The organism is Pantoea rwandensis, assembly GCF_002095475.1.
Classification (GTDB): domain Bacteria; phylum Pseudomonadota; class Gammaproteobacteria; order Enterobacterales; family Enterobacteriaceae; genus Pantoea; species Pantoea rwandensis.
Genome location: NZ_MLFR01000001.1, coordinates 559,426 through 579,613 on the forward strand (window position 1 = coordinate 559,426; position 20,188 = coordinate 579,613).

Consider the following 20,188-nt stretch of genomic DNA (forward strand, 5'->3'; position numbering starts at 1 on the left):
GAAGGAAAAAACTGAGAACAGCAGACAACACTGGCTGCATTTACTTAAGAAAAGGGCCGCAACGTTGGGGCACATTTAGAGATTAGCAATATGCGGGCCACATTTATCTTCTCATTTAAAATAATCATAAAATGAGGTTCAAGGCGCAGCACTCATAACCTGTCGGCATTTGAATTTATTAACCCCCCAAAATATTCTGCACTCTTAAATAGCACCGAGCACTCATTCAGTGCAAATGAGTAACGTTAGAGCATCCTGTCTGATAAAACACAGCAGATGGCAGTTTGAACAAAGATATAAAAACCAGTTTGATTAACGTCAATAGTGCAGCCAGTTTTTTATTTTTTCTTAATATTGAGGAACCGCTATGTCGGACCATTCGGTATTACCATCTGAAGCCGCGTTGAAAATTCGCGCTATCCAATCGCTATTATCTGAAAAAGGCTTTCTGAGCCAAGACATCACTGACACTATCGTTGACTACTTTGAAACCAAAGTTGGTCCTCGAAACGGTGCACAAGTCGTTGCCAAAGCCTGGCGAGATGCCGATTTCAAAGCTCGCTTACTGGAAAATGGGCGCGATGCTGTTAATGAACTGGGCTTTTCTGGCTTCGAGGGTGCAACCCTGCATGTTCTCGAAAACACAGATGAAGTACATAACGTGGTGGTATGTACACTCTGCTCCTGTTACCCCTGGCCGGTACTGGGTTTACCTCCTATATGGTTCAAATCGACCCCCTATCGTTCACGCGTGGTAATCGACCCGCGCGGCGTGTTGGCTGAATTCGGTACGGAGATTCCTGCCAGCAAAGAGATTCGCGTCTGGGATAGCAACGCAGAAATTCGCTATTTCGTGCTCCCGCAACCGCCTGCAAACAGCGAGACTTTAAATGAAGTTGAGTTGGCAGCACTGGTGACGCGCGATTCTATGATTGGCACACGTCTTCTCTAAGAGGATTACAGTAATGAATAATATCCATGATTGTGGTGGCATGCAGAATTTAGGCCCAATTGAGATTGAAATCGATGAACCTAATTTTCATCACTCTTGGGAAAAAGATATTTTCGCCACCACGCTGGTTTTTTTCATGAGTGGAAAGATCGTGCTTGACGATTTTCGCTACGAGATTGAAAAAATGCCGGTCACTGAATACTTACAATCCACTTATTACGAACACTGGTTATTCGCCATTGAACAATTAATGTGTAAGACCGGTGTATTTACCGCACAGGAATTACAGCAACGTCTCGCCGAACTCTCTGCCTGAGGACAAAATATGAATACTTATACACCACAGGGGTATCTTGATTTAATTACCACGCCACCAAATTATCATCGCCCCGTCGATATTGCGCCAGAATTCCAGCCCGGTGATTCTATAGTGACTCACAATCTTAATCCGCTGCTGCATACGCGTTTGCCCCGTTACGCGCGCGGCAAGAAAGGGGTCATTGTGGCTAATTATGGTGCCTGCGTATTTCCCGATGCACTAGTAGCCGAACAGCAGGAAAAACCGCAGTTTGTGTATTTAGTGAAATTCAGCAGCAAAGAACTGTGGGGCGAAAGCAGTGAGAATTTTAGCGTCCATCTTAGTATTTGGGCCGACTACATTCTTGGAAAAAGCGAGGGGGCTGCACATGGATGAATTGAACGCAATTATCACCCAAGTCAGTGAGGCCGATCCGAGCTTTGCAGAGCCATGGGAAGCTGATGCTTTTGTCATCGCTGTGGCACTTTCACAGCGTGGATATTTCACCTGGTCGCAGTGGGTAGAGCAATTTGCCAGTGAAATACGTGATTTCCCTCAGCGCAGTGATGAAAATGCGCATACTGCTTACTATCGTCAGTGGCTGTGCTGCCTGGAAAAAATCCTCGCACAGCATCACCTGATTCAAATGTCAGAACTTTTGATTCGCGAAGAGCAGTGGCGCCAGGCCTTTCTCAACACACCACACGGCAGCCCCGTTGATTTGGCCGCCGCCGCTTGCCCGCCCGAACATCCGCACACTCACCATCATCACCATCATGATCATCACCACGACTCGCAGCCGGTGATTCAGCCCCTGCGCGTGTTTAGCGCACTTTGTTGATTAATCAGGAGCATTTATGAAGGTGATGAGTAACCGGCAAAAGGGGCTGGCAGTCATTGGCAGTGCGGTATTGTTTAATATAATGGTCATCGGCACGGCCCTGATGACCTTTCAACAATCAACCACCGCATTGAGTGTTGCGCTGCTGGCATACCTGTTTGGTTTGCGCCACGCTGTTGATGCCGACCACATTGCTGCTATCGACAATGCCACCCGAAAATTGAGCAATGAGGGTAAAGGCGCTTTCACTGCAGGTATGTGGTTTTCACTCGGCCATGCCTCAGTGGTGCTGATTGCTTGTCTGGTCTTCGCGTTAACTACCCAACCCTTGCAGCAGATGTTTCCTGGCATAAAGGAGATTGGCGGCTTAGTCAGCACGCTGATATCCGGTGCTTTCTTGCTGTTGTTAGCCTGGGCTAATAGCCGGACATTATGGCTGTGCTTTAAAAAGCGCCAACGGCTGATAAGCAACCTGCTGCCACTGCCAGATGAAAGTCACCATCATGGTGTTCTGACCCGCCTTTGTGCTCCGCTGTTCCGTCTGGTGAATAAAAGCCATCATCTGTTTTTGATCGGTTTCCTGTTCGGCATCGGTTTTGACACGGCCACCGAAGTCGCGATTTTTGGTATATCCGCTAACCATGCTGCTGGAGGGGAAGCCATGTTACACATCATGTTGATGCCCCTGTTATTCACCGCGGGCATGATGTTGATTGACAGCACCGACGGCGTGATGATGTTGAAGCTATATCGCTGGTCGACGTTTGATCCGTTGCGAAGCGTCAACTACACGATAGCCATCTCATCCCTGTCGATTTTGGTCGCCTTCGCGATTGGCTGCTATGAGGTCTCGACGGTATTTCAATTCAACAGGTTATTCTCACCTGCGCTGGATAGCATGATGGAATTAGTGATAAGTCAGATGGGGTGGGTACTGATAGCCAGCTCAATTTGCGTATGGCTGCTTTTCTTACAGCGAGCCAAACGACAACCTCTGGAAACAGATTGAAGCCCAGCAACACCTTGTTAACAGGATGTGTTCAGGTAAAAGCCGCCATGATTTAGCAAACATCCTGCTAAATCTGCTTTTACCGAAACATGATGCCGAATAGCAAATACACCATTGAAATTAAGAATCATTCTCACTAAGGTATTTTCCACTTTTTATCTCTACAAGGAAGTGGTTGAATATCATGGTAAAGTACAATTGTGCCCGCTCGCTGTTGAGCACATTAATCGCCACGGCGTTACTGATTCCCGCCGTACAGGCTGATGAAACCCAGACGAAAGAAAATCCCACGAGTGAAGTAAAGCAGCAGAAACCTCTTAAAATTTCAGATAAGAAAAGTGATAGCGAAAACACCTTACTGGTCACCGCCAGGGAGCAAACATTACAGGCTCCGGGAGTTTCTACCATCGACAGTTCAGCCATAAAAAAACACCCCATCCAGCGTGATGTTGCGGAAATCATTCGCACCCAACCCGGTGTGAACCTCACGGGTGACTCCAATAGCGGCCAGCGTGGCAACAATCGCCAGATTGATATCCGCGGTATGGGACCGGAGAACACCTTAATCATGATAGACGGGATGCCGGTGAGCAGTCGTAATTCGGTACGCTATGGCTGGAGTGATGAGCGAGACACTCGCGGCGATACCAACTGGGTGCCACCTGAAATGATCGATCGCATTGAAGTGATTCGCGGTCCTGCTGCTGCGTTATACGGCAATGGTGCGATGGGTGGTGTGGTCAATATTATTACCAAACCTGCGACAGATGAGTGGCATGGCAATTTTAATACCTACTTCAACGCACCTCAGCATAAAGAGGAAGGCGCAACCAAACGCTACAACGCCAGTTTAAGTGGCGCGCTGGCAGATAATCTCACCTTGCGGTTATACGGAAACTGGAATAAAACCCAAGCCGATGCGCAAAATATTAACGAAAGCCATACCACTCCGCGTATTGGTTCTTATGCTGGCAGTTATCCCTCTGGTCGTGAAGGGTTTATCAATAAAGATATTCACTCTGCCCTACGCTGGGAATTTATGCCGCGTCAGGCACTGGAACTGGATACGGGGTTTAGCCGCCAGGGTAATCTGTATGCAGGTGATACACAGAATACCAACAGCAATGCCTTGGTGAAAAAGTATTATGGCAAAGAGACCAATGTACTTTACCGCCAGACCCTGAGCCTGAAATATACCGGCGCGTGGGATAACGGTGTCACGACAAATAACTACGTGCAGTTTGAAAAAACGCGTAATACGCGACTCAATGAAGGTTTGTCTGGTGGCATCGCGGGGATTTTCAGCCCGTCGAATGAAGGCTTCTCGACCATTACGCTGTATGACACCAACCTGCATTCCGAAGTCAATATTCCGTTCGATGCGTGGGTCAACCAAACGCTGACGCTCGGCGCGGAGTACAACCATCAGGCGATGAAAGATCCCTCCTCCAACACGGAGTCCACCAGTTCAGGCGGCTCAATCATCGGCATCTCAGATACCAATCGTAGCCTTTACAGTTCTGCGGATATTTATGGTGTGTACGCCGAAGATAATATTGAGCTGACCGATACCACGCGATTGACCCCAGGCCTGCGTTTTAATCATCAAAGCATCAGCGGTAGCAACTGGAGCCCAGCACTCAACCTCTCTCAAGAATTGGGTGATGATTTTACGCTCAAGCTAGGTGTTGCCCGCGCCTGGAAAGCACCTAACCTCTACCAAACCAATCCTAATTACCTGCTGTTCAGTAAAGGCCAGGGGTGCTACTCCGCAGGCTCGGGTTACTGTTATCTGCAAGGTAACAGTGATTTGAAAGCAGAAACCAGCGTCAACAAAGAGATCGGCATTGAATATCATCACAATGATGTGCAAGCCGGTATAACCTGGTACCGCAATGATTATCACGACAAGATCGAAGGCGGCTATAACCCGGCATACAACAACGGCACCGCCAATGTCTATAAATGGGAAAACGTGCCGAAAGCGGTGGTGCAAGGTCTGGAAGGCACGCTGAACTTCCCGATTACTGATTCGTTGAAAATGAACAATAACTTCACTTACATCATTGATAACGAAAATAAATCCACGGGTGATTATCTGTCGATCATCCCGAAATACACCATCAATTCGACGCTGGATTGGCAAGCAACGGAAGATCTCTCCTTGCAAGGAACATTGACCTGGTACGGCCGTCAGAAACCGAAAAAACTGAACTACCAAGGAGAACCCACTTCAGGCAGTGAACTTCGTCAGGTGTCGCCTTATGCCCTAGTGGGGATGAGCGCGACCTATAACGTGACGAAATATCTCGATGTCACCGCCGGCATCGATAACATCTTCGACAAACGCCATTTCCGAGAGGGCAATGCGCAAAGCACCGGCAATGCCACCACCGGGGCTTATCTGTGGGGCGCGGGCGCAAACACCTATAACGAGTCAGGACGGACATATTATATGCAACTGGGCATGCACTTCTGATTCGTCACTCAGCGGCCACCCTTGAGGTTGGCCGATACCTTTTTGTGGTGCGCATCAATGCGCACAGTTAAACCAAAGCATTAGGATTGCAATGCGACATCGATTTTCTTTTGTGAGCCGACACGCTACGTTGCTGCTGCTGTTTGTCAGCGCCAGTTTCAGCGTCCACGTATTTGCCCGCCCAGATATGACGCCGCTGGGGCCGAATATCGCGGATAAAGGCTCAGCGTATTACCATTTTTCAACCCAGACGTTTGATTCTGCGGATGACAATCGACACTACAAAGTGTGGGTCGCTCAACCCAATAAATCGCCCCCCTCTGCGGGCTATCCCGTCATCTACATGCTGGATGGCAATGCTGTCATGAATAAGCTGTCAGAACCCCTGTTGCAGAAACTGTCTGAGGGTAATCCACCTTTGCTGGTGGTCGTCGGTTATCAAACCACGCTGCCTTTTGATGTGAAGTCACGCACTTTTGATTACACACCGCCCGATAAAGAGCATGGCAGCGTCGGCTATACCTTCAGTCGAGGGCGAGCGGGCGGTGGCAGTGTGGCTTTTCGTACCCTGCTTGAGCAAAAAATTGCTCCTGCCGCAGAGAAAGGCGTGAAGATCAACCAACAGCAACGCGCGCTGTGGGGGCACTCCTACGGCGGTTTATTTGTATTGGATAGCTACCTTACTTCGCATTTTTTCACTCACTTTTATGCCACCAGCCCCTCAATTGGCCAAGGCTATTTTTCATTGCTAAGTCAGATGCAGGCGCTGGCGCTAAATCAAGTGGGGGCAAAACAGCTTACGCTAATGGAAGGCAACGGAGACCGTCGCCGCGACAACAACACCGCTGAACCCGATGTACTGCGCGCGGTTCGATCCACGGTGAACCGAATGGCGTCTAACGGCATAGCGGCACAATATCAACTCTATCCAGGACTGTCGCATGGGCAGATGTTCGGCGCATCTCTGGAACACACGTTAAACACCGTTGCGCAGCTAGAGTCGCCATAAACGGCGACATGGGGACGTAATGGCGCTCACTTAAGCCATGCGTGCGTATTTGACCCGGTACGCATCAATGCGCATCCTACGAAAACCGCACTTAACCTCGTAGGGGCGCCATTTATGGCGCCCAAAACAGTGCGCTGAACCTTGCAGGTGCGCATTTGCGCACCTGGCCTTAATTAAAGAACTTAATATCCGTTGGCGTGGAAATTTTCGCCGCATCACCTGCGGCTTTCAGTTCACCGCTATTCGCATCGAAATGGAACAGGGAAATATTGTTAGTAAACACGTTCGTCACGTAGAGATATTTGCCACTGCTATCGAATGCAAACGCACGCGGCTCAATACCGTTGGCTTTATAGCTCATCGGCTTACCTAACATGCCATCTGCTTCAATTTTAAACACCAGCAATTTATTATCTGAGCCACGGTTCGCCGCAATAACAAATTTACCGTTCGGGCTTAAAATAATCCCTCCACCGCTACGATACGCCTCGCTGTTATTCTCGCTATTCAGCTTGATATGGGCAGCAGGTTCCAGACGATCCTGTTTAACGGCAAACACCACAATTTCACCTGCCATTTCAGTGGTGACATAGGCGTGCTGACCATTCGGCGCAAACACCATATGGCGCGGTCCTGAACCTGCGGTGAAATTCACATCACGCGCACTGTCAGCCTCAAGCGGTTGTGCTTTGTCAGCGTGATAGCGGTAGGCGTGGAGTTTGTCGCCACCGAGGTCGGCGGCGTAGAGATACTTACCGTCATGAGTAAAGGTAGTGGAGTGTGCATGTCCACCGTCCTGACGCCCTTTAACTGCTCCGGTGCCGTGCTCAAAGGCAAAATGCTGAACCTGCTCGCCCAGTTTGCCATCGTGATGAATCGGGAAGACCGACACACCTGCTCCGCCTTTTGCCACGGAGTAGTTCGCCACAAACAGGAACTTGCCGTCCGGACTGATGGTCGCATGCGTCGGCTGCTGGCCGTGACTGTCCACCACATTCAGCACCTGCACCTTGCCACTTCTATCAATGCTCAGCGCGGTCACCGCACCGGCGTTCTCTTCATTAGTGGTATAGGCAAAACGTCCATCGCGGGATTTCACAATCCACGACGGGCTTTTCATTTTGATCACATCGAGTGGTGTCAGCGTACCGTCGCTGTTCACTTTTAGGCGGTATAAACCTTCGCTGGGATGATCGGGTTTCTGTTCTGAAGGCGCATCTGGAATCGACGTCCAGGTCCCCACTAATGCTGTTTGATGATGTTCCGCGGCATTTGCCATAGTGCTCCCCGCCAGTGAAAAAACAGCTAGGGATAATGCCATGGTTATGTTTGTGGCTAAACCGCTGCGTACGGTTTTTTTATTTCTATTCATTTTAGTACCCCACCATAATCGGAATGTTTAACGACTATAGTGGGATTGATTTGAATAGCGTCCGGCTTAAGTGACCGGGTTCACAATATAGCAGATTAAAATTTAGGAAATCGTGCCGTTTAATTCTGCCTCATGTCGATCCAAGGTAAATATCTGCCAGATCACCTGATTGGCATGCAGAGTAAATACCGCCGTCGCCAGAGTATTCTCTTCATCTGGATCACAGGGCGAGAGGCGATAAATCGGCAACACGGCATCATGCTGATCGGAAAGAATCTCTGTTGCCTCCGCCCCATCAAGATGAGATTGCGTCTCCAGCCATGCGATTAACCGTTGTTGGCGTGAGTGGGAACTGTCTGTGATCACCTGCTCAACCGCATCAAGTTGCGGGTGGATCAGGTGATTAGCATGGGCAAAAACTGCGTTCAAGGGTGTGACCGAACAGCCTGAACCTGTGGCTTCCACGCTGAACAGGCGGCTGTCGCCCATCTGCCCTAACGTATGGTGAAAGGCCCCCGCTCTCGGTGCCGCCGTCAGAATGGTGATGGCCTCGTCTAAGGTCGCTGCATTGAGCGCGGCACGCGCCAGAATCTGGCGTGGCATTCCACTCGGACGGTACACGGCGCGAATGTTATTCACCGTATTCACCACGCCTTTTTCGTTAACGGCAAAGGTATGCCCGCAAATCGAACCCGGATAAGCAAAACTGGTGAACGCCAGACCCTCATCTGGGGTGATAGTCACGATGGCGCAGTCATCACGCAGCTGTGGGAAACCGTCTTCATTGTGCGCAATAATCAATTCCCCCTCAGTGCTTCTTCCCGCGACCGTGGTACAGCCATCAGAGGTTGAGCGCACCAAATCGCCACGACAGTTCCAGGCAAACACCTCATCAAGCGGTGCTCCCAAGCCCTCGGCTAATCCCTCTAGCTCCTGCCAGATGAGCGGATACTGCGACTGCACGAGCGATCGCATGCTCTGAGTCTGTGCAGTGTCTTTCATGGCGGTCACAGTTTGCCACAACATCGTTTGCGTGAGTTTGGCATGCCAGGCCTCACGACCAAACGCACCAAGTTGCTGACCGATTGCAAAAGCGGAACCACGGATTGCGAGTTTTTTCATATTGTTATCATTCACTTCTGTTCAGGATACGTGTTGCAAAAATTCTTTCAGACGCGGATTACTACTGGCAGTGAGCAGCATATCAGGTGAACCATCTTCGGCAATGGTGCCGCCATCAATAAAGATCAAGCGTGAAGCGACATCGCGGGCAAAGCCGATTTCATGGGTCACAATCACCATGGTCATGCCCTCTTCAGCCAGCGAACGCATCACCTTTAAAACTTCATGCCGCAGTTCAGGGTCCAGCGCTGAAGTCGGCTCATCGAACAGCATCATTTTCGGTTTCACCGCCAATGCACGCGCAATCGCCACGCGCTGCTGCTGGCCGCCAGAAAGTTCTGAAGGATAATGATTGGCGCGCTCGCGCAAACCAACACGATCTAGTAGCGCCAGTGCCTGTTCACGCGCCGCCGCTTTGCTCTGCTTGCGAACGCGCACCGGGCCGAACATCACATTCTCTAGCGCGGTCAGATGGGGGAACAGATGGAACTGCTGAAACACCATGCCTGCTTCGCGGCGAATATCACACTCATTGGCGTGCGGATCGGTAATATGCATTCCCGCCACCAGCAGCGTGCCGGAAGAGATCTCCTCCAGCTTATTGATGCAACGCAACAGCGTCGATTTTCCCGAACCAGAAGGCCCGATGATCACCACCACTTCGCCTGATTCAATTTTTAAATTGATGTTATGCAGTACCTGAGTGGAGCCGAAATTTTTCGACACCGCGCTAAATTCAACCATGCTCATAAAATATGGATCCTTTTCTCCAGTTGCTTTAGCAGGAAACTCAGGCACAACGTGACTATCAGATAAATCATTGCCACCGCCGTCCAGACTTCCAGCGCACGAAAATTACCGGCAATAATTTCTTGCCCTTGACGCGTCAATTCCGCCACACCAATAACAATAAATAGCGAAGTATCCTTAATACTAATAATCCACTGATTGCCCAATGCAGGGATCATCCGGCGTAATGCCAACGGCATGATGACATGCCATACGGTACTGCGCTGTGACAATCCCATCGCCAGACTGGCTTCTTTAAAGCCTTTATTGATAGAGAGGATTGCACCGCGAGTAATCTCAGCAATATAAGCCCCTGAGTTAATGGTGATGGTCACAATGGCAGCCGTAACAGGATCAATACGAATTGGCATGACCATCGGCAGCGCAAAGTAAATAAACATCACTTGCACCATAATTGGCGTACCACGAATTAACTCAACAAACACCAGTGAAACTATCTTTGAAATTCTTCCACCCAGTGCACGACAGGTTCCCGCCAACAGTCCAATCACAAAACCGCCCAGCAATCCGGACAAAGAAATAATCAGTGTGAGCTGTAATCCTTGCAAAAGCAGCGGCAGGGATTCCCAAATATATTTACTTTCAAAATTCATCATTCTACCCGTAAAAAAGAAACGAGGTCGGATTGCTCCGACCTGGCGGGGTTATTTCGGTTGCTTAGCAAACCACTTCACGTAAATCTTGCTGTAAGTACCGTCGGCACGCAACGCCTGCAGTGCGGCATTAACCTTTGGCGTCAGGCTGCTGTTTTTCTGCATCGCAAAGCCATACTGTTGTGGCAGAATGCTGTCCGTCTCGCCCGTGGATTTTACCTTGCCATCACCAGCCGTTTTTACGTAGAAGAGCACATTAGGTGAATCATGAACGACGGCATCGAGATTACCTGCCTGCAAATCAAGATAAGCGTTATCAATATTTGGGAATTCAACATAGTTTGCCTTGTATTTGCTTTTCATAAAACTGGCTGCCGCAGTTCCTTGCTTCAGGCCCACTTTCTTCCCGGCTAAATCACTGAACTTGGTAATAGTATTGTCGCTACTTTTTACCGCCATCAGTAAATCGGCGTCATAATATCCTTCGCTGAAATCGACTACCTGTTTACGCGCATCGGTAATCGTAATACCCGCCATTGCGACATCCAGATTGCGTGATTGCAAACCAGGAATCAGCCCGCCGAAATCCATCGGGCGTAATTCGTAGCTGACATTCATTTTCCTGGCGATGGCATCCCATAAATCAATATCAAAACCGACGTATTTATCGCCTTGCTTAAACTCAAAAGGTACAAAAGCGGTATCAACGCCAACGGTTAATTTATCTTGTGCCGCCGCAACAAAACTGGCGGAACATGCCACCAGTGCTAATGTAACTTTCAGTTTCTTAAATAATGAAGACATAATAACCCTCAGCGTCAGTGAAATAGCGTGCATGAATGTCATCCGGCGAAATATATCGACGGTAGTTGAAAATGAAAAAGTGTTGTTATTTAGGGCACACTATAATGCGCCCAAATTAAAACGAAATATTATGCGGGGATAATATCATCCCAGGTGTTGGGTACCGGCGTCTGTGCGCCGTTCATTATCATCGAGAGAAAACTGTAATAACCATTGATGCCGATCAGATCCACTACGCCCTTTTCGCCCCATAAATCGATGGCTTGTTGCCAGGTGGCATCACTGACCTTTTGCTGCTGATGTAACTGTTGGCAAAAGTGATAAATCACCCACTCATCCGCTTGGAGATCCTCGGGTAGACGCTTCTCATTGATCGCCTGCACCGCGGTGGCAGAAACGCCCTTTTCACGGGCTATCGGCGCATGAATCGCCCATTCAACCGGCTGCGACCAGTGCCGGGCGGTCATCAAAATCGCCAGCTCAGAGAGGCGCTGTCCCAGCGCACTGCGATAACGTAGGTATTCCCCCATGCGCTGTGCGTGTGCCATCAACTCGGGGCTGCGCAATAGCGGCTCGAAGGGTGGCAGCAGCGCACCGCGCGGCCCATTGATAATCTCTTCGGCTAATGCGCGCTGCTGATCGTCCCACTCATGTTCCGCCAGCGGTGGCAAACGATTGTTCATAATTTACTCGTCTCTTCGCGAATCACGGTGTTCAATGTGTCCACCACGAAGTCGAGTTGGCTGGCGGTGATGATAAACGGCGGTGCGATTAAAATGTGGTCGCCATATTGCCCGTCAATCGTTCCCCCCATCGGGTAGACCATCAACCCACGTGACATACAGTTGGCTTTAATCGCCGCATGCAGTTTCAGATTCGGATCAAACGGCGTTTTGCTAGCTTTGTCACGCACCAGTTCAACACCGGCGAACAAGCCTCGTCCGCGCGTATCCCCCACATGCGGTAATTCGCCCAGCACTTCATGCAGTGTCTTTTGCAGGTAATCGCCCTGCTGCTGGACGGCCTGTAGCAGGTTATCGCGCTCAATCACCTGCTGCACTGCCAGCGCGGCGGAAGCGGCGGTGGCGTGACAAATGTAAGTGTGACCGTGCTGGAACAGCCCGCTGCCAGCTTGCAGCGCTGAGACAATTTTCTCGCTCGCCAATACGGCGCCGATCGGCTGATAGCCGCCCCCCAGCCCCTTAGCGATGGTCACCAAATCGGGCACGACGTCATCTTGTTCGAATGCATACAGTGTCCCGGTGCGTCCCATGCCACACATCACTTCATCCGCGATATACAGGATGCCGTATTTGTCGCACAGGCTGCGTACACCCTTCAGATAGCCTGGCGTGGGTGGCGTAGCACCGGTAGTCGCACCGACCACCGTTTCAGCACAAAAGCCGATAATGGTGTCTGGCCCCGCCTCAACTATCGCCTGCTCCAACTCGGTCAGCAGACGTTCAGTATATTGCTGCTGGGTTTCGTCAGCGCGACGATCGCGGTACTCATTGCAGGCTGAAACACGAATGACGTCGATCAGCAAGGGGGCAAACTGGCGGCGACGCCATTCGTTGCCACCCACGGCTAACGCGCCAAGGGTATTGCCATGATAGCTCTGTTTGCGGGCGATAAATTTGGTACGTGCCGGCTGACCAATCTCAACGAAGTACTGGCGCGCCAGTTTGAGTGCGGTTTCAACCGCTTCTGAACCACCGGAGACGAAATAAGCGTAATTGAGATCGCCAGGCGCGGTGCGCGTCAGCTGTTCTGCCAGTTGCTCGACGGTGTCACTGGTGAAGAAGCTGGTGTGGGCATAAGCCAGTTGATCGATCTGACGGTGCATCGCCGCCAGTACATCAGGATGCGCGTGACCTAAACAGGAAACGGCGGCACCACCACAGGCATCAAGATACTGTTTTCCTTGTGCATCATAGATGTACGCCCCCTGCGCGCGAGCTGCCACGACGGGTGTGCTGCGCAAACTGCGGTGAATGATATGGCTCATGCTGGGTCCTGCTCCTGAATACACTGTGTTAATGAAGTGCATCTTGCAGGATTCATTTGGATCACGTCAACGCAATTGTGATTCAAATGCATTCTGTTTTCTTATGACAGATACAAATGAATCATTTGTCAGGATTTGCCTGGCACCACGTAAGCTCCGGAATCAATCAAATAGCGTTCGGCGTTTTCGATTTTGGTGACAGCATCACGACCGTGGCGAGCCACCAGCATCGCCAGCAGGCACTCCGCCAGCCCCATACCGGAAACCACTGAAGGGAAAAACGATGGGCTGTCAATGGAGAACAGCAACGTGCAGTCGGCTGCTTGGGCTAACGGCGAGACCGGCGAATCCGTGATGGCAATGATCGTCGCACCCGCTTGCTGGGCCGCGTGCAAGACATCCAGCGACTCACGCGAATAGGGTGCAAAGCTAGTGAGTAAGACGCAATCTTGTGCGGTTAACTCACGGGTGAATACCTCAATGTTGCTTGCCAGTCCATCGATCAACGACACCTGCCGATTGAACAGTCGATAGACATAAAACAGTGACCAGGCAATAGGAAAACTGGCGCGGAAGCCGCAAATGTAGACATTATCTGACGCGTCCAGCAGTGAAACAGCCTGCTCCATCGCCTGATGGTTTTCATTCTGTGTAAAGGCCAGATTCGCCTGATGCGCCTGAAACACCTCTTCATACAGCTGTGGCTGGGTGCCTTTGGCAATCAGTTTCTCGGCTTTGGATACGTATGTATCATTACGCAGTCCAAGATCATCAATGAAAGCATCTTTCAGTTCGCCCCAGCCGTTGTAACCCAAGCGTTGCGCTAAGCGCAGTAGCGTAGCCGGTTTCACCCCGGCTTCCAGCGCGAAGGCTCGCATCGATAGCACCACTAACTGATTGGTATTTTGCAGCGAGAATTCAGCGGCGCGTTGCAATTCAGGCGATAGCTGACTGAATTGGCTGACGATATTTTCCCGTAGGTTCATGGTGTTTGGTCTTTAGTCACAGTTGAATGCATATAAACATAATTGCAGCGATGAGAAAACAAGGCCGGGTAAATCGAGCCTCCTTACACGCATGATTTTCACGGCAACGGCGTACGGTATTGCGCAATTCTTTCCAATACCCCCAAGGCCATGTCGTGGTTAAATGCCGTCAACCTATAAAACAACACTGGTTTCTCTATGCTTCAGTTTTCAAATGGGTTTTTGTTGAGCTTATCGCTGTGTCTTGATATCGGGCTGGCAAATATTGCTATGATCACGTTGGCCATGCAGCGCGGTTACTTCCACGGTTTTTGGCTGGGGATTGGCACCTGTATAGGCGACTTGATTTACGCTGTACTGGCACTGGCGGGTATGGCTGTGGTGTTGCAATTTACCCCTGTACGTTGGGTGCTGTGGATCGGTGGAGGAGTATTGTTACTGTGGTTTGCGGGAAAAATGTTGATCGCCGCGTTGCGCAAAGACGCCGCGCTACCTCCGACTGAGCAACAGCCTTATCGTTCTCTGCTGCGTGAATTCAGTCGTGGTGTGGTACTGGCGATGTCATCACCGACGGCGATTCTGTGGTTTGCCAGCGTAGGAGGTGCGCTAATTGCACGGATGGGACACGGCAGCGTGACGGCAACGTCTTCTTTCCTCGGCGGTTTTTTCATTGCGGGCGTGGTTTGGACCTGTGTGCTGTGCCTGGTTGGCAGCATGGGTGGAAAACTGCTCGGCCAGCGTCTGCTGAAATATTCCTATCTCGCTTCAGCGCTGATTTTCTGCTATTTCGCGGCGTACGTGATGGTGTCAGGCTATCGGGAATTTGTTCTGGGTTGAGGCGATCTGTTGTGCATAGTGATGTGGCGTGGTGCCCATCACTTTGCGAAACGCGTTGATAAAGTGACTCTGATCGTAAAATCCCAGCTGCAGTGCCGCGTCCTGTGGATGCACCCGCTGGCGCAACAGTTCTCGAGCCCGGTTGAGTCGCAGCTGCATATGATACTGCAACGGCGGTAAACCGGTCAGCTGAGTGAAACGACGCACCAGATGATATTTACTCAGCCCGGCCAACTGCGCTAACGCATCGAGCTGTGGCTTTTGACTGAGATGGTTTAGCAAAAATTGTTTCACCTGCTGAATGATCTGCATATCACCCTGCTGCAAGCTGGCTTCATCTTCCAGTAACTCACCACACAACCACAGGAGCTGTTGCTCCAGCAGTGTTTCACCCGCTTCACGCGCCACCTCGTCGAACCGACAAATCGCCTTAAATAAGCGTATATCATTGAATACCCCTTCACGCAGTGCCGGCGCCTGCGTGCCACCCAGCAATTGGGTTAAGGTGGATTGCGGCAGATGAATACTGACAAAACTCACCGCTTGATGGCTGAAATGTGAGGATTGGATTGACGTTGGGTTATAGAGAGTGACCTGTCCGGCGAACACGTCGCTGACCTTGCCATCCAGCCAGATCTCTTCGCGCCCGCTCAGATTGGCGCAGATGACATACTCATCATGCAAATGACGTGGAAAGCGGCTGCCGCTGGCGTTTACGCGAGAACATTCAATGCCGTTATGGCTAAACCAGTCAGAAGATGAGAGCGACACGTTATAACCCAATGAAAAGAGCAGGAAGTTATAACAGCATCGCTCCGTAAGAATTGCAATGCCGCCGATGACGTAAACGGTAGCGACAGGGTTTAACACGCGTCGGTTTATCTGCACGCCGCTGACTGATGCGCAATAAATTGCGCTGCTGCAGCAGCGCGAGGATTGTGATCTTTTAAAGTCCGGCAATACGTTTTAAATCAGCTTCTGCACCAGGCGCAACCGCCAGTACCTGCGCCCCTTTCAACAGACGCTCGCCTTCAGTGTTGAACGGGTGATACCAACCGCCCGCCTCTTTCACCAGGCAATAACCCGCCAGACAATCCCACGCATGCATGTAAGGTTCGTAGTAACCCACCACACGGCCCGCCGCAACCCACGCCAGCATCAAGGCACCCGAACCAATGCGGATAAAGTTGCCACCAGCTTCAAGCAGTGAAGCCAGAATATTGCCCACTTCAACGGGACTGACGTAACTATTCGCGCCAAATCCGGTGACGTGATTCTGCAAGGTGCGGCTGGGATCAACCTGCAAACGACGGCCGTTCAAGGTCGCACCTTGGCCGAGCGCTGCCACATAGCACTCCTGATAGGTCGGTGCGTAGATGACACCAATCACCGGCACGCCATCATGCAGCACCGCCACTGACACGCACCAGTTTGGCATGCCGTTGAGGAAGGGGCTGGTGCCATCAATCGGGTCCACTACCCACGTGTAGCCTGAAGTGCCCACCTGCAAACCGTACTCTTCGCCGAGAAAACCGTCTTCGGCAAACTGTGCACGAATTTGCTGGTCGATCATCTGTTCGACCTCGCGGTCAGCGCGGGACACCACATCCTGCAGATCATGCTTGGTCTCCACCACCAAGGTGTCGCGATGATGGAAATATTCCAACGCTTTCTCGCCGCCAGCACGCGCGACTTTCTCCGCCAGAATCAGGCGTGATAGCAGGGCTTCATTTACCGTGTCACTCATTATCTATCCTTAATTTAACCGGCAATCAGGGCTAATCCCTGAGGTTTAAAATCAATCGCCACCGCTGAGTTCAGCGGAAGTTGCTGTTCCATATGCGCATCAACAATGAACAACGAACCCAATTCTGTTGCCACTTCGTATTCAATATGGTCGCCAAGCCAAGTGCAGTGCGTCACTTCACCGCGCAGGGCTCCAGCACCCTCTTCGCGCAAAGTAATAAACTGCGGCCGTACCGATAGCTGTGCCGTACCGGGTTGCACGCCATTACCGCGCACGCGGTAACGTTGACTGCCTAGCCGCACCCACGCATCGCTGCCTTCCAGTTGCTCGACTTCACAAGGTAGGATGTTGGCTTCCCCCATAAAATCAGCGATGAACACCGAATTCGGAGCGTGGTAGAGGCTTTCAGGCGCACCCTGCTGTGCAATATCCCCCTCTTTCATGACAATAATTTTATCAGAGACCGCCAAAGCTTCTTCCTGATCGTGGGTCACGTAGACCGCCGTGAAGCCAAGCCGTTGTTGCAGGTCACGAATATCGGTGCGGACTCGACGCCGCAAGCGTTCATCGAGGTTGGATAACGGCTCATCCAGCAATAACACCTGGGGCTCCAGCACCAGTGCCCGCGCCACGGCTATACGCTGCTGTTGCCCGCCAGAAAGCTCAGAAGGCAGACGATTGCCCTGCGTCTCCAGCCCGACCAACTTGAGGCCTTCACGAGCACGGTCCTGCGCCTCACGCTTATTCATGCCGGAAGCCTGTAAACCGTACAGGATGTTGTCGAGCGCACTCATATGGGGAAATAGCGCATAGGATTGGAACACCATCGCCACATCACGTTCATTCGCGGGCAGTTGGGTGACATCTTTGCCACCAATCAAAATGCGCCCGGATGTGGGATGTTCCAGCCCTGCCAGTAGGCGTAGCGTGGTGGTTTTGCCACATCCTGATGGGCCAAGCAGCGTCACCAGCGTGCCCGGCTCAACCGTTAACGACAGATTAGGAATCGCATCAAAGCCTGCAAAGCGTTTTGTCACCTGTTCGAACACCACAGAACCCGCCGTTACACGTGTCATACCGCTCTCTCCTGGGTCAATGAAGTGGAGGATGGGATCGCCGCGACGTCTACTGGACGCGCCACACGGCGCAGACGCCGTTCACCTACCAGCCACTGGAATACACCAATAATCAGCAACATCACCACGATCAACACGGTGGAGTAGGCGATCGCCACACCGTACTCACCGTTCTCTACCAGTCCAACAATGTAGGATGTCGCCATGTTGTACTGCGCACTCACCAGGAAGATGACAGCGCTGATCGAAGTGATGGCGCGTACGAAGGCGTAAACCAACGCCGCACTGATGGCCGGTTTTAATAACGGCAGCACCACCTTACGTAGCGTGCGGAAGCTGTTTGCCCCCAACGTGAGTGATGCCTCATCCAGACTTTTATCCAACTGACTCATGGCCGCGATACCGCCACGCACGCCGACTGGCATATTGCGAAACACGAAACAGGCAATCAGGATCAATGCCGTGCCCGTGATCTCCAGCGGCGGCAGGTTATAGGCCATGACATAACTCACGCCAATCACCGTGCCCGGTATGGCAAAACTCAACATCAGCAAGAATTCAAAAGTCTGACGACCGGCAAATTTCTGTCGCACAATCAGCCAAGCGGTTAGCAGCCCGACAATCGCGGTCAGCGGCGCCGCAATAAGTGCAATCTCCAGCGTGGTCCAGAAGGAGTTCCATGCCACCCCGCTCCAGAGCAAATGCCCATCACTGACGCTGACACGGAATGCACGCACATAGTGTTCAATCGTGAGCGCATCATTGAGTCCCCACGACTGCACGAATCCTCCCACCGCGATCATGCCGTAGATGACTAAGGTGAAGAGCCCCCACGGAATCACCATGCCGTAAACCCCATAGCGCAGCACTCGTGGTAGCTGCCCGTGCTTACCGCCATCTCCCTTGCCCGTTACCGTGGCAAAGTTCTTACCCCCTAACCACCAGCGTTGCAGCACGAAGGCCGCTAAGGTGAAACACAGCAATATCATCGCCAGTACGGCGGCACGACTCGGGTCGTTTTGCGCACCCACCACTGAGAAGAAGATTTCTGTTGAGAGCACGCCATGGCTGCCACCCAGAACCATCGGGTTACCAAAATCCGCCATGCTTTCAATAAAGCTGATGAGAAACGCGTTGGCCAAGCCCGGAGCCATCAATGGCAATGAGATACGGCTAAAGGTGCGCCAGCGATCCGCACGCAAGGTTTGCGACGCTTCTTCCAGCGACGGACTGACACCTTCCACCACGCCAATGAGCACCAGGAAAGCGATAGGGGTAAACGAGAGAACCTGCGCAATCCAGATGCCAGTCAAACCGTACAACCAGCGTCCAGGTTCAATACCAAACAACTCAGCCAGATGTTGTGTGACGACACCGGATCGCCCAAACAGCAGGATCAGCGCGAGGCCAATCACAAACGGCGGTGTGATAATCGGCAGGATGGTGAGCATACGCAGGGCTTTTTTGCACGGTAGCGGTGTCCGGGTGGCGGCAAGGGCAAAGGCCAGACCGAGCAGCGTGGAACCGCTGGCCGTCATCAACGCCAACCACAGTGTGCGCCAGGCGGTGCCGCACGTACCGCCCTTGAGACAGGCCAGGCTCCAGATAGAGGGGTCCTGAATATTGCTGATCAAGCCATCGGGTTTAAAACTGCCGTCGACATCTTGGACCGAGACCACAAACATGCTCAACACCGGATAAAGCACAAACACGCTCACCAACGCTGTTAGCAACACCAGCGAGGCCACCACAAAGGCATCACCTTTCAACACGCCTCGTTCCGCCAGCGCAAATGAAAACAACAGCAGAAAAGTGGTGAGTAGTAGCAGCGCGCCTGCGCCCATCGCGGGTTGTCCTTGGTCTAGTGCGCCGAAGCGATTTTCCAGCCACAGCCAACTCCAGCCGCTGTAACCAATCGCATGCCCTTCTATCACCAAGAAAATCACACCAAGAGCGCTGAACAGCAGCAGCAAGCGACTGCGTGCACCAGACGGCAGTAGTCCGCACGTTGCACACAAGCCCCACAACGTCAGCGCGATAGCCAGCCAGGGATGCTCAGCAAGTTGCCACAGGGCAGGCGCATTGGCGCTATCGCCCCATAAATTAGTCAACCAGCCGCCATCAAAGAAACCCGCTTCCAGGCTGTACCACGGCAACAGCAGCAGCGCGACGGCGCCCAGCAGTAGCGCTGCCGACAGGCGACGATTATTTGCGTTCATGAAACACCTCGAGAGGGGTGATGGTT

General features: G+C 51.7%; 20 protein-coding genes. 8 read left to right on the top strand and 12 right to left on the bottom strand.

Features of this window, described 5'->3' with window-relative positions; genetic code table 11:
• Window positions 1-367 precede the first annotated feature (367 nt).
• From nthA to HA51_RS02635, 7 genes are all read left to right on the top strand, one after another.
• The gene (gene nthA, locus HA51_RS02605; protein ID WP_084931719.1) at window positions 368-952 is read left to right on the top strand and encodes a nitrile hydratase subunit alpha; all 585 of its coding nucleotides are present in this window, start codon (window positions 368-370) and stop codon (window positions 950-952) included.
• 13 nt (window positions 953-965) lie between these two features.
• Entirely contained in the window at window positions 966-1,268 is a 303-nt protein-coding gene (locus HA51_RS27740) for an SH3-like domain-containing protein (RefSeq protein WP_084931720.1), read from the top strand.
• Window positions 1,269-1,277: 9 nt separating this feature from the next.
• Window positions 1,278-1,646, top strand: coding sequence for an SH3-like domain-containing protein (locus HA51_RS27745; RefSeq protein WP_084931721.1), 369 nt, complete (start codon window positions 1,278-1,280; stop codon window positions 1,644-1,646).
• A complete protein-coding gene (locus HA51_RS02620; RefSeq protein WP_084931722.1) occupies window positions 1,639-2,091 on the top strand; it encodes a nitrile hydratase accessory protein in 453 nt (150 codons plus the stop codon). The genes HA51_RS27745 and HA51_RS02620 overlap by 8 nt, the downstream gene beginning before the upstream one ends.
• Window positions 2,092-2,107: 16 nt before the next feature.
• Window positions 2,108-3,100 carry a HoxN/HupN/NixA family nickel/cobalt transporter gene (locus tag HA51_RS02625; protein WP_084931723.1) on the top strand — a complete coding sequence of 331 codons (993 nt, stop codon included), beginning with the start codon at window positions 2,108-2,110 and terminating at the stop codon, window positions 3,098-3,100.
• 184 nt (window positions 3,101-3,284) lie between these two features.
• Window positions 3,285-5,579 carry a TonB-dependent siderophore receptor gene (locus HA51_RS02630; protein ID WP_084931724.1) on the top strand — a complete coding sequence of 765 codons (2,295 nt, stop codon included), beginning with the start codon at window positions 3,285-3,287 and terminating at the stop codon, window positions 5,577-5,579.
• A 91-nt stretch (window positions 5,580-5,670) separates the two neighbouring features.
• Window positions 5,671-6,588, top strand: a complete 918-nt coding sequence (locus HA51_RS02635) for an alpha/beta hydrolase (RefSeq protein WP_084931725.1) — start codon at window positions 5,671-5,673, stop codon at window positions 6,586-6,588.
• A 169-nt stretch (window positions 6,589-6,757) separates the two neighbouring features.
• Here HA51_RS02635 and HA51_RS02640 read toward each other — a convergent pair whose 3' ends face one another.
• From HA51_RS02640 to HA51_RS02675, 8 genes are all read right to left on the bottom strand, one after another.
• Entirely contained in the window at window positions 6,758-7,867 is a 1,110-nt protein-coding gene (locus HA51_RS02640) for a lactonase family protein (protein ID WP_084931726.1), read from the bottom strand.
• 195 nt (window positions 7,868-8,062) lie between these two features.
• Window positions 8,063-9,082 (bottom strand): C45 family autoproteolytic acyltransferase/hydrolase, encoded by a 1,020-nt coding sequence (locus HA51_RS02645; RefSeq protein WP_084931727.1) that lies wholly within the window; start codon window positions 9,080-9,082, stop codon window positions 8,063-8,065.
• A 21-nt stretch (window positions 9,083-9,103) separates the two neighbouring features.
• Window positions 9,104-9,826 (bottom strand): glutamine ABC transporter ATP-binding protein GlnQ, encoded by a 723-nt coding sequence (glnQ, locus tag HA51_RS02650; RefSeq protein WP_084932077.1) that lies wholly within the window; start codon window positions 9,824-9,826, stop codon window positions 9,104-9,106.
• 2 nt (window positions 9,827-9,828) lie between these two features.
• Window positions 9,829-10,485: a glutamine ABC transporter permease GlnP gene (gene glnP / locus HA51_RS02655; protein ID WP_084931728.1), complete on the bottom strand. Its 657-nt coding sequence runs from the start codon at window positions 10,483-10,485 to the stop codon at window positions 9,829-9,831.
• 51 nt (window positions 10,486-10,536) lie between these two features.
• Complete coding sequence (gene glnH / locus HA51_RS02660; protein WP_084932080.1) at window positions 10,537-11,289, bottom strand: glutamine ABC transporter substrate-binding protein GlnH; 753 nt, start codon at window positions 11,287-11,289, stop codon at window positions 10,537-10,539.
• A gap of 128 nt (window positions 11,290-11,417) precedes the next feature.
• Window positions 11,418-11,972 (bottom strand): carboxymuconolactone decarboxylase family protein, encoded by a 555-nt coding sequence (locus HA51_RS02665; protein WP_084931729.1) that lies wholly within the window; start codon window positions 11,970-11,972, stop codon window positions 11,418-11,420.
• Window positions 11,969-13,297, bottom strand: a complete 1,329-nt coding sequence (locus HA51_RS02670; RefSeq protein ID WP_084931730.1) for an aspartate aminotransferase family protein — start codon at window positions 13,295-13,297, stop codon at window positions 11,969-11,971. The genes HA51_RS02665 and HA51_RS02670 overlap by 4 nt, the downstream gene beginning before the upstream one ends.
• 128 nt (window positions 13,298-13,425) lie before the next feature.
• A complete protein-coding gene (locus tag HA51_RS02675; protein WP_084931731.1) occupies window positions 13,426-14,283 on the bottom strand; it encodes a MurR/RpiR family transcriptional regulator in 858 nt (285 codons plus the stop codon).
• A 198-nt stretch (window positions 14,284-14,481) separates the two neighbouring features.
• Here HA51_RS02675 and HA51_RS02680 point away from each other — a divergent pair, with 198 nt between their 5' ends.
• The gene (locus HA51_RS02680; RefSeq protein ID WP_084931732.1) at window positions 14,482-15,120 is read left to right on the top strand and encodes a LysE family translocator; all 639 of its coding nucleotides are present in this window, start codon (window positions 14,482-14,484) and stop codon (window positions 15,118-15,120) included.
• Here HA51_RS02680 and HA51_RS02685 read toward each other — a convergent pair.
• The 4 genes from HA51_RS02685 to HA51_RS02700 form a co-directional block, all read right to left on the bottom strand.
• Window positions 15,091-15,891 carry an AraC family transcriptional regulator gene (locus HA51_RS02685; protein WP_084932082.1) on the bottom strand — a complete coding sequence of 267 codons (801 nt, stop codon included), beginning with the start codon at window positions 15,889-15,891 and terminating at the stop codon, window positions 15,091-15,093. The two genes, HA51_RS02680 and HA51_RS02685, sit on opposite strands and share 30 nt — an antisense overlap.
• A gap of 175 nt (window positions 15,892-16,066) precedes the next feature.
• The gene (locus HA51_RS02690) at window positions 16,067-16,867 is read right to left on the bottom strand and encodes an inositol monophosphatase family protein (RefSeq protein WP_084931733.1); all 801 of its coding nucleotides are present in this window, start codon (window positions 16,865-16,867) and stop codon (window positions 16,067-16,069) included.
• 14 nt (window positions 16,868-16,881) lie between these two features.
• The gene (locus HA51_RS02695) at window positions 16,882-17,943 is read right to left on the bottom strand and encodes an ABC transporter ATP-binding protein (protein WP_084931734.1); all 1,062 of its coding nucleotides are present in this window, start codon (window positions 17,941-17,943) and stop codon (window positions 16,882-16,884) included.
• Window positions 17,940-20,162 (bottom strand): ABC transporter permease, encoded by a 2,223-nt coding sequence (locus HA51_RS02700; protein WP_084931735.1) that lies wholly within the window; start codon window positions 20,160-20,162, stop codon window positions 17,940-17,942. The genes HA51_RS02695 and HA51_RS02700 overlap by 4 nt, the downstream gene beginning before the upstream one ends.
• Window positions 20,163-20,188: the final 26 nt, after the last annotated feature.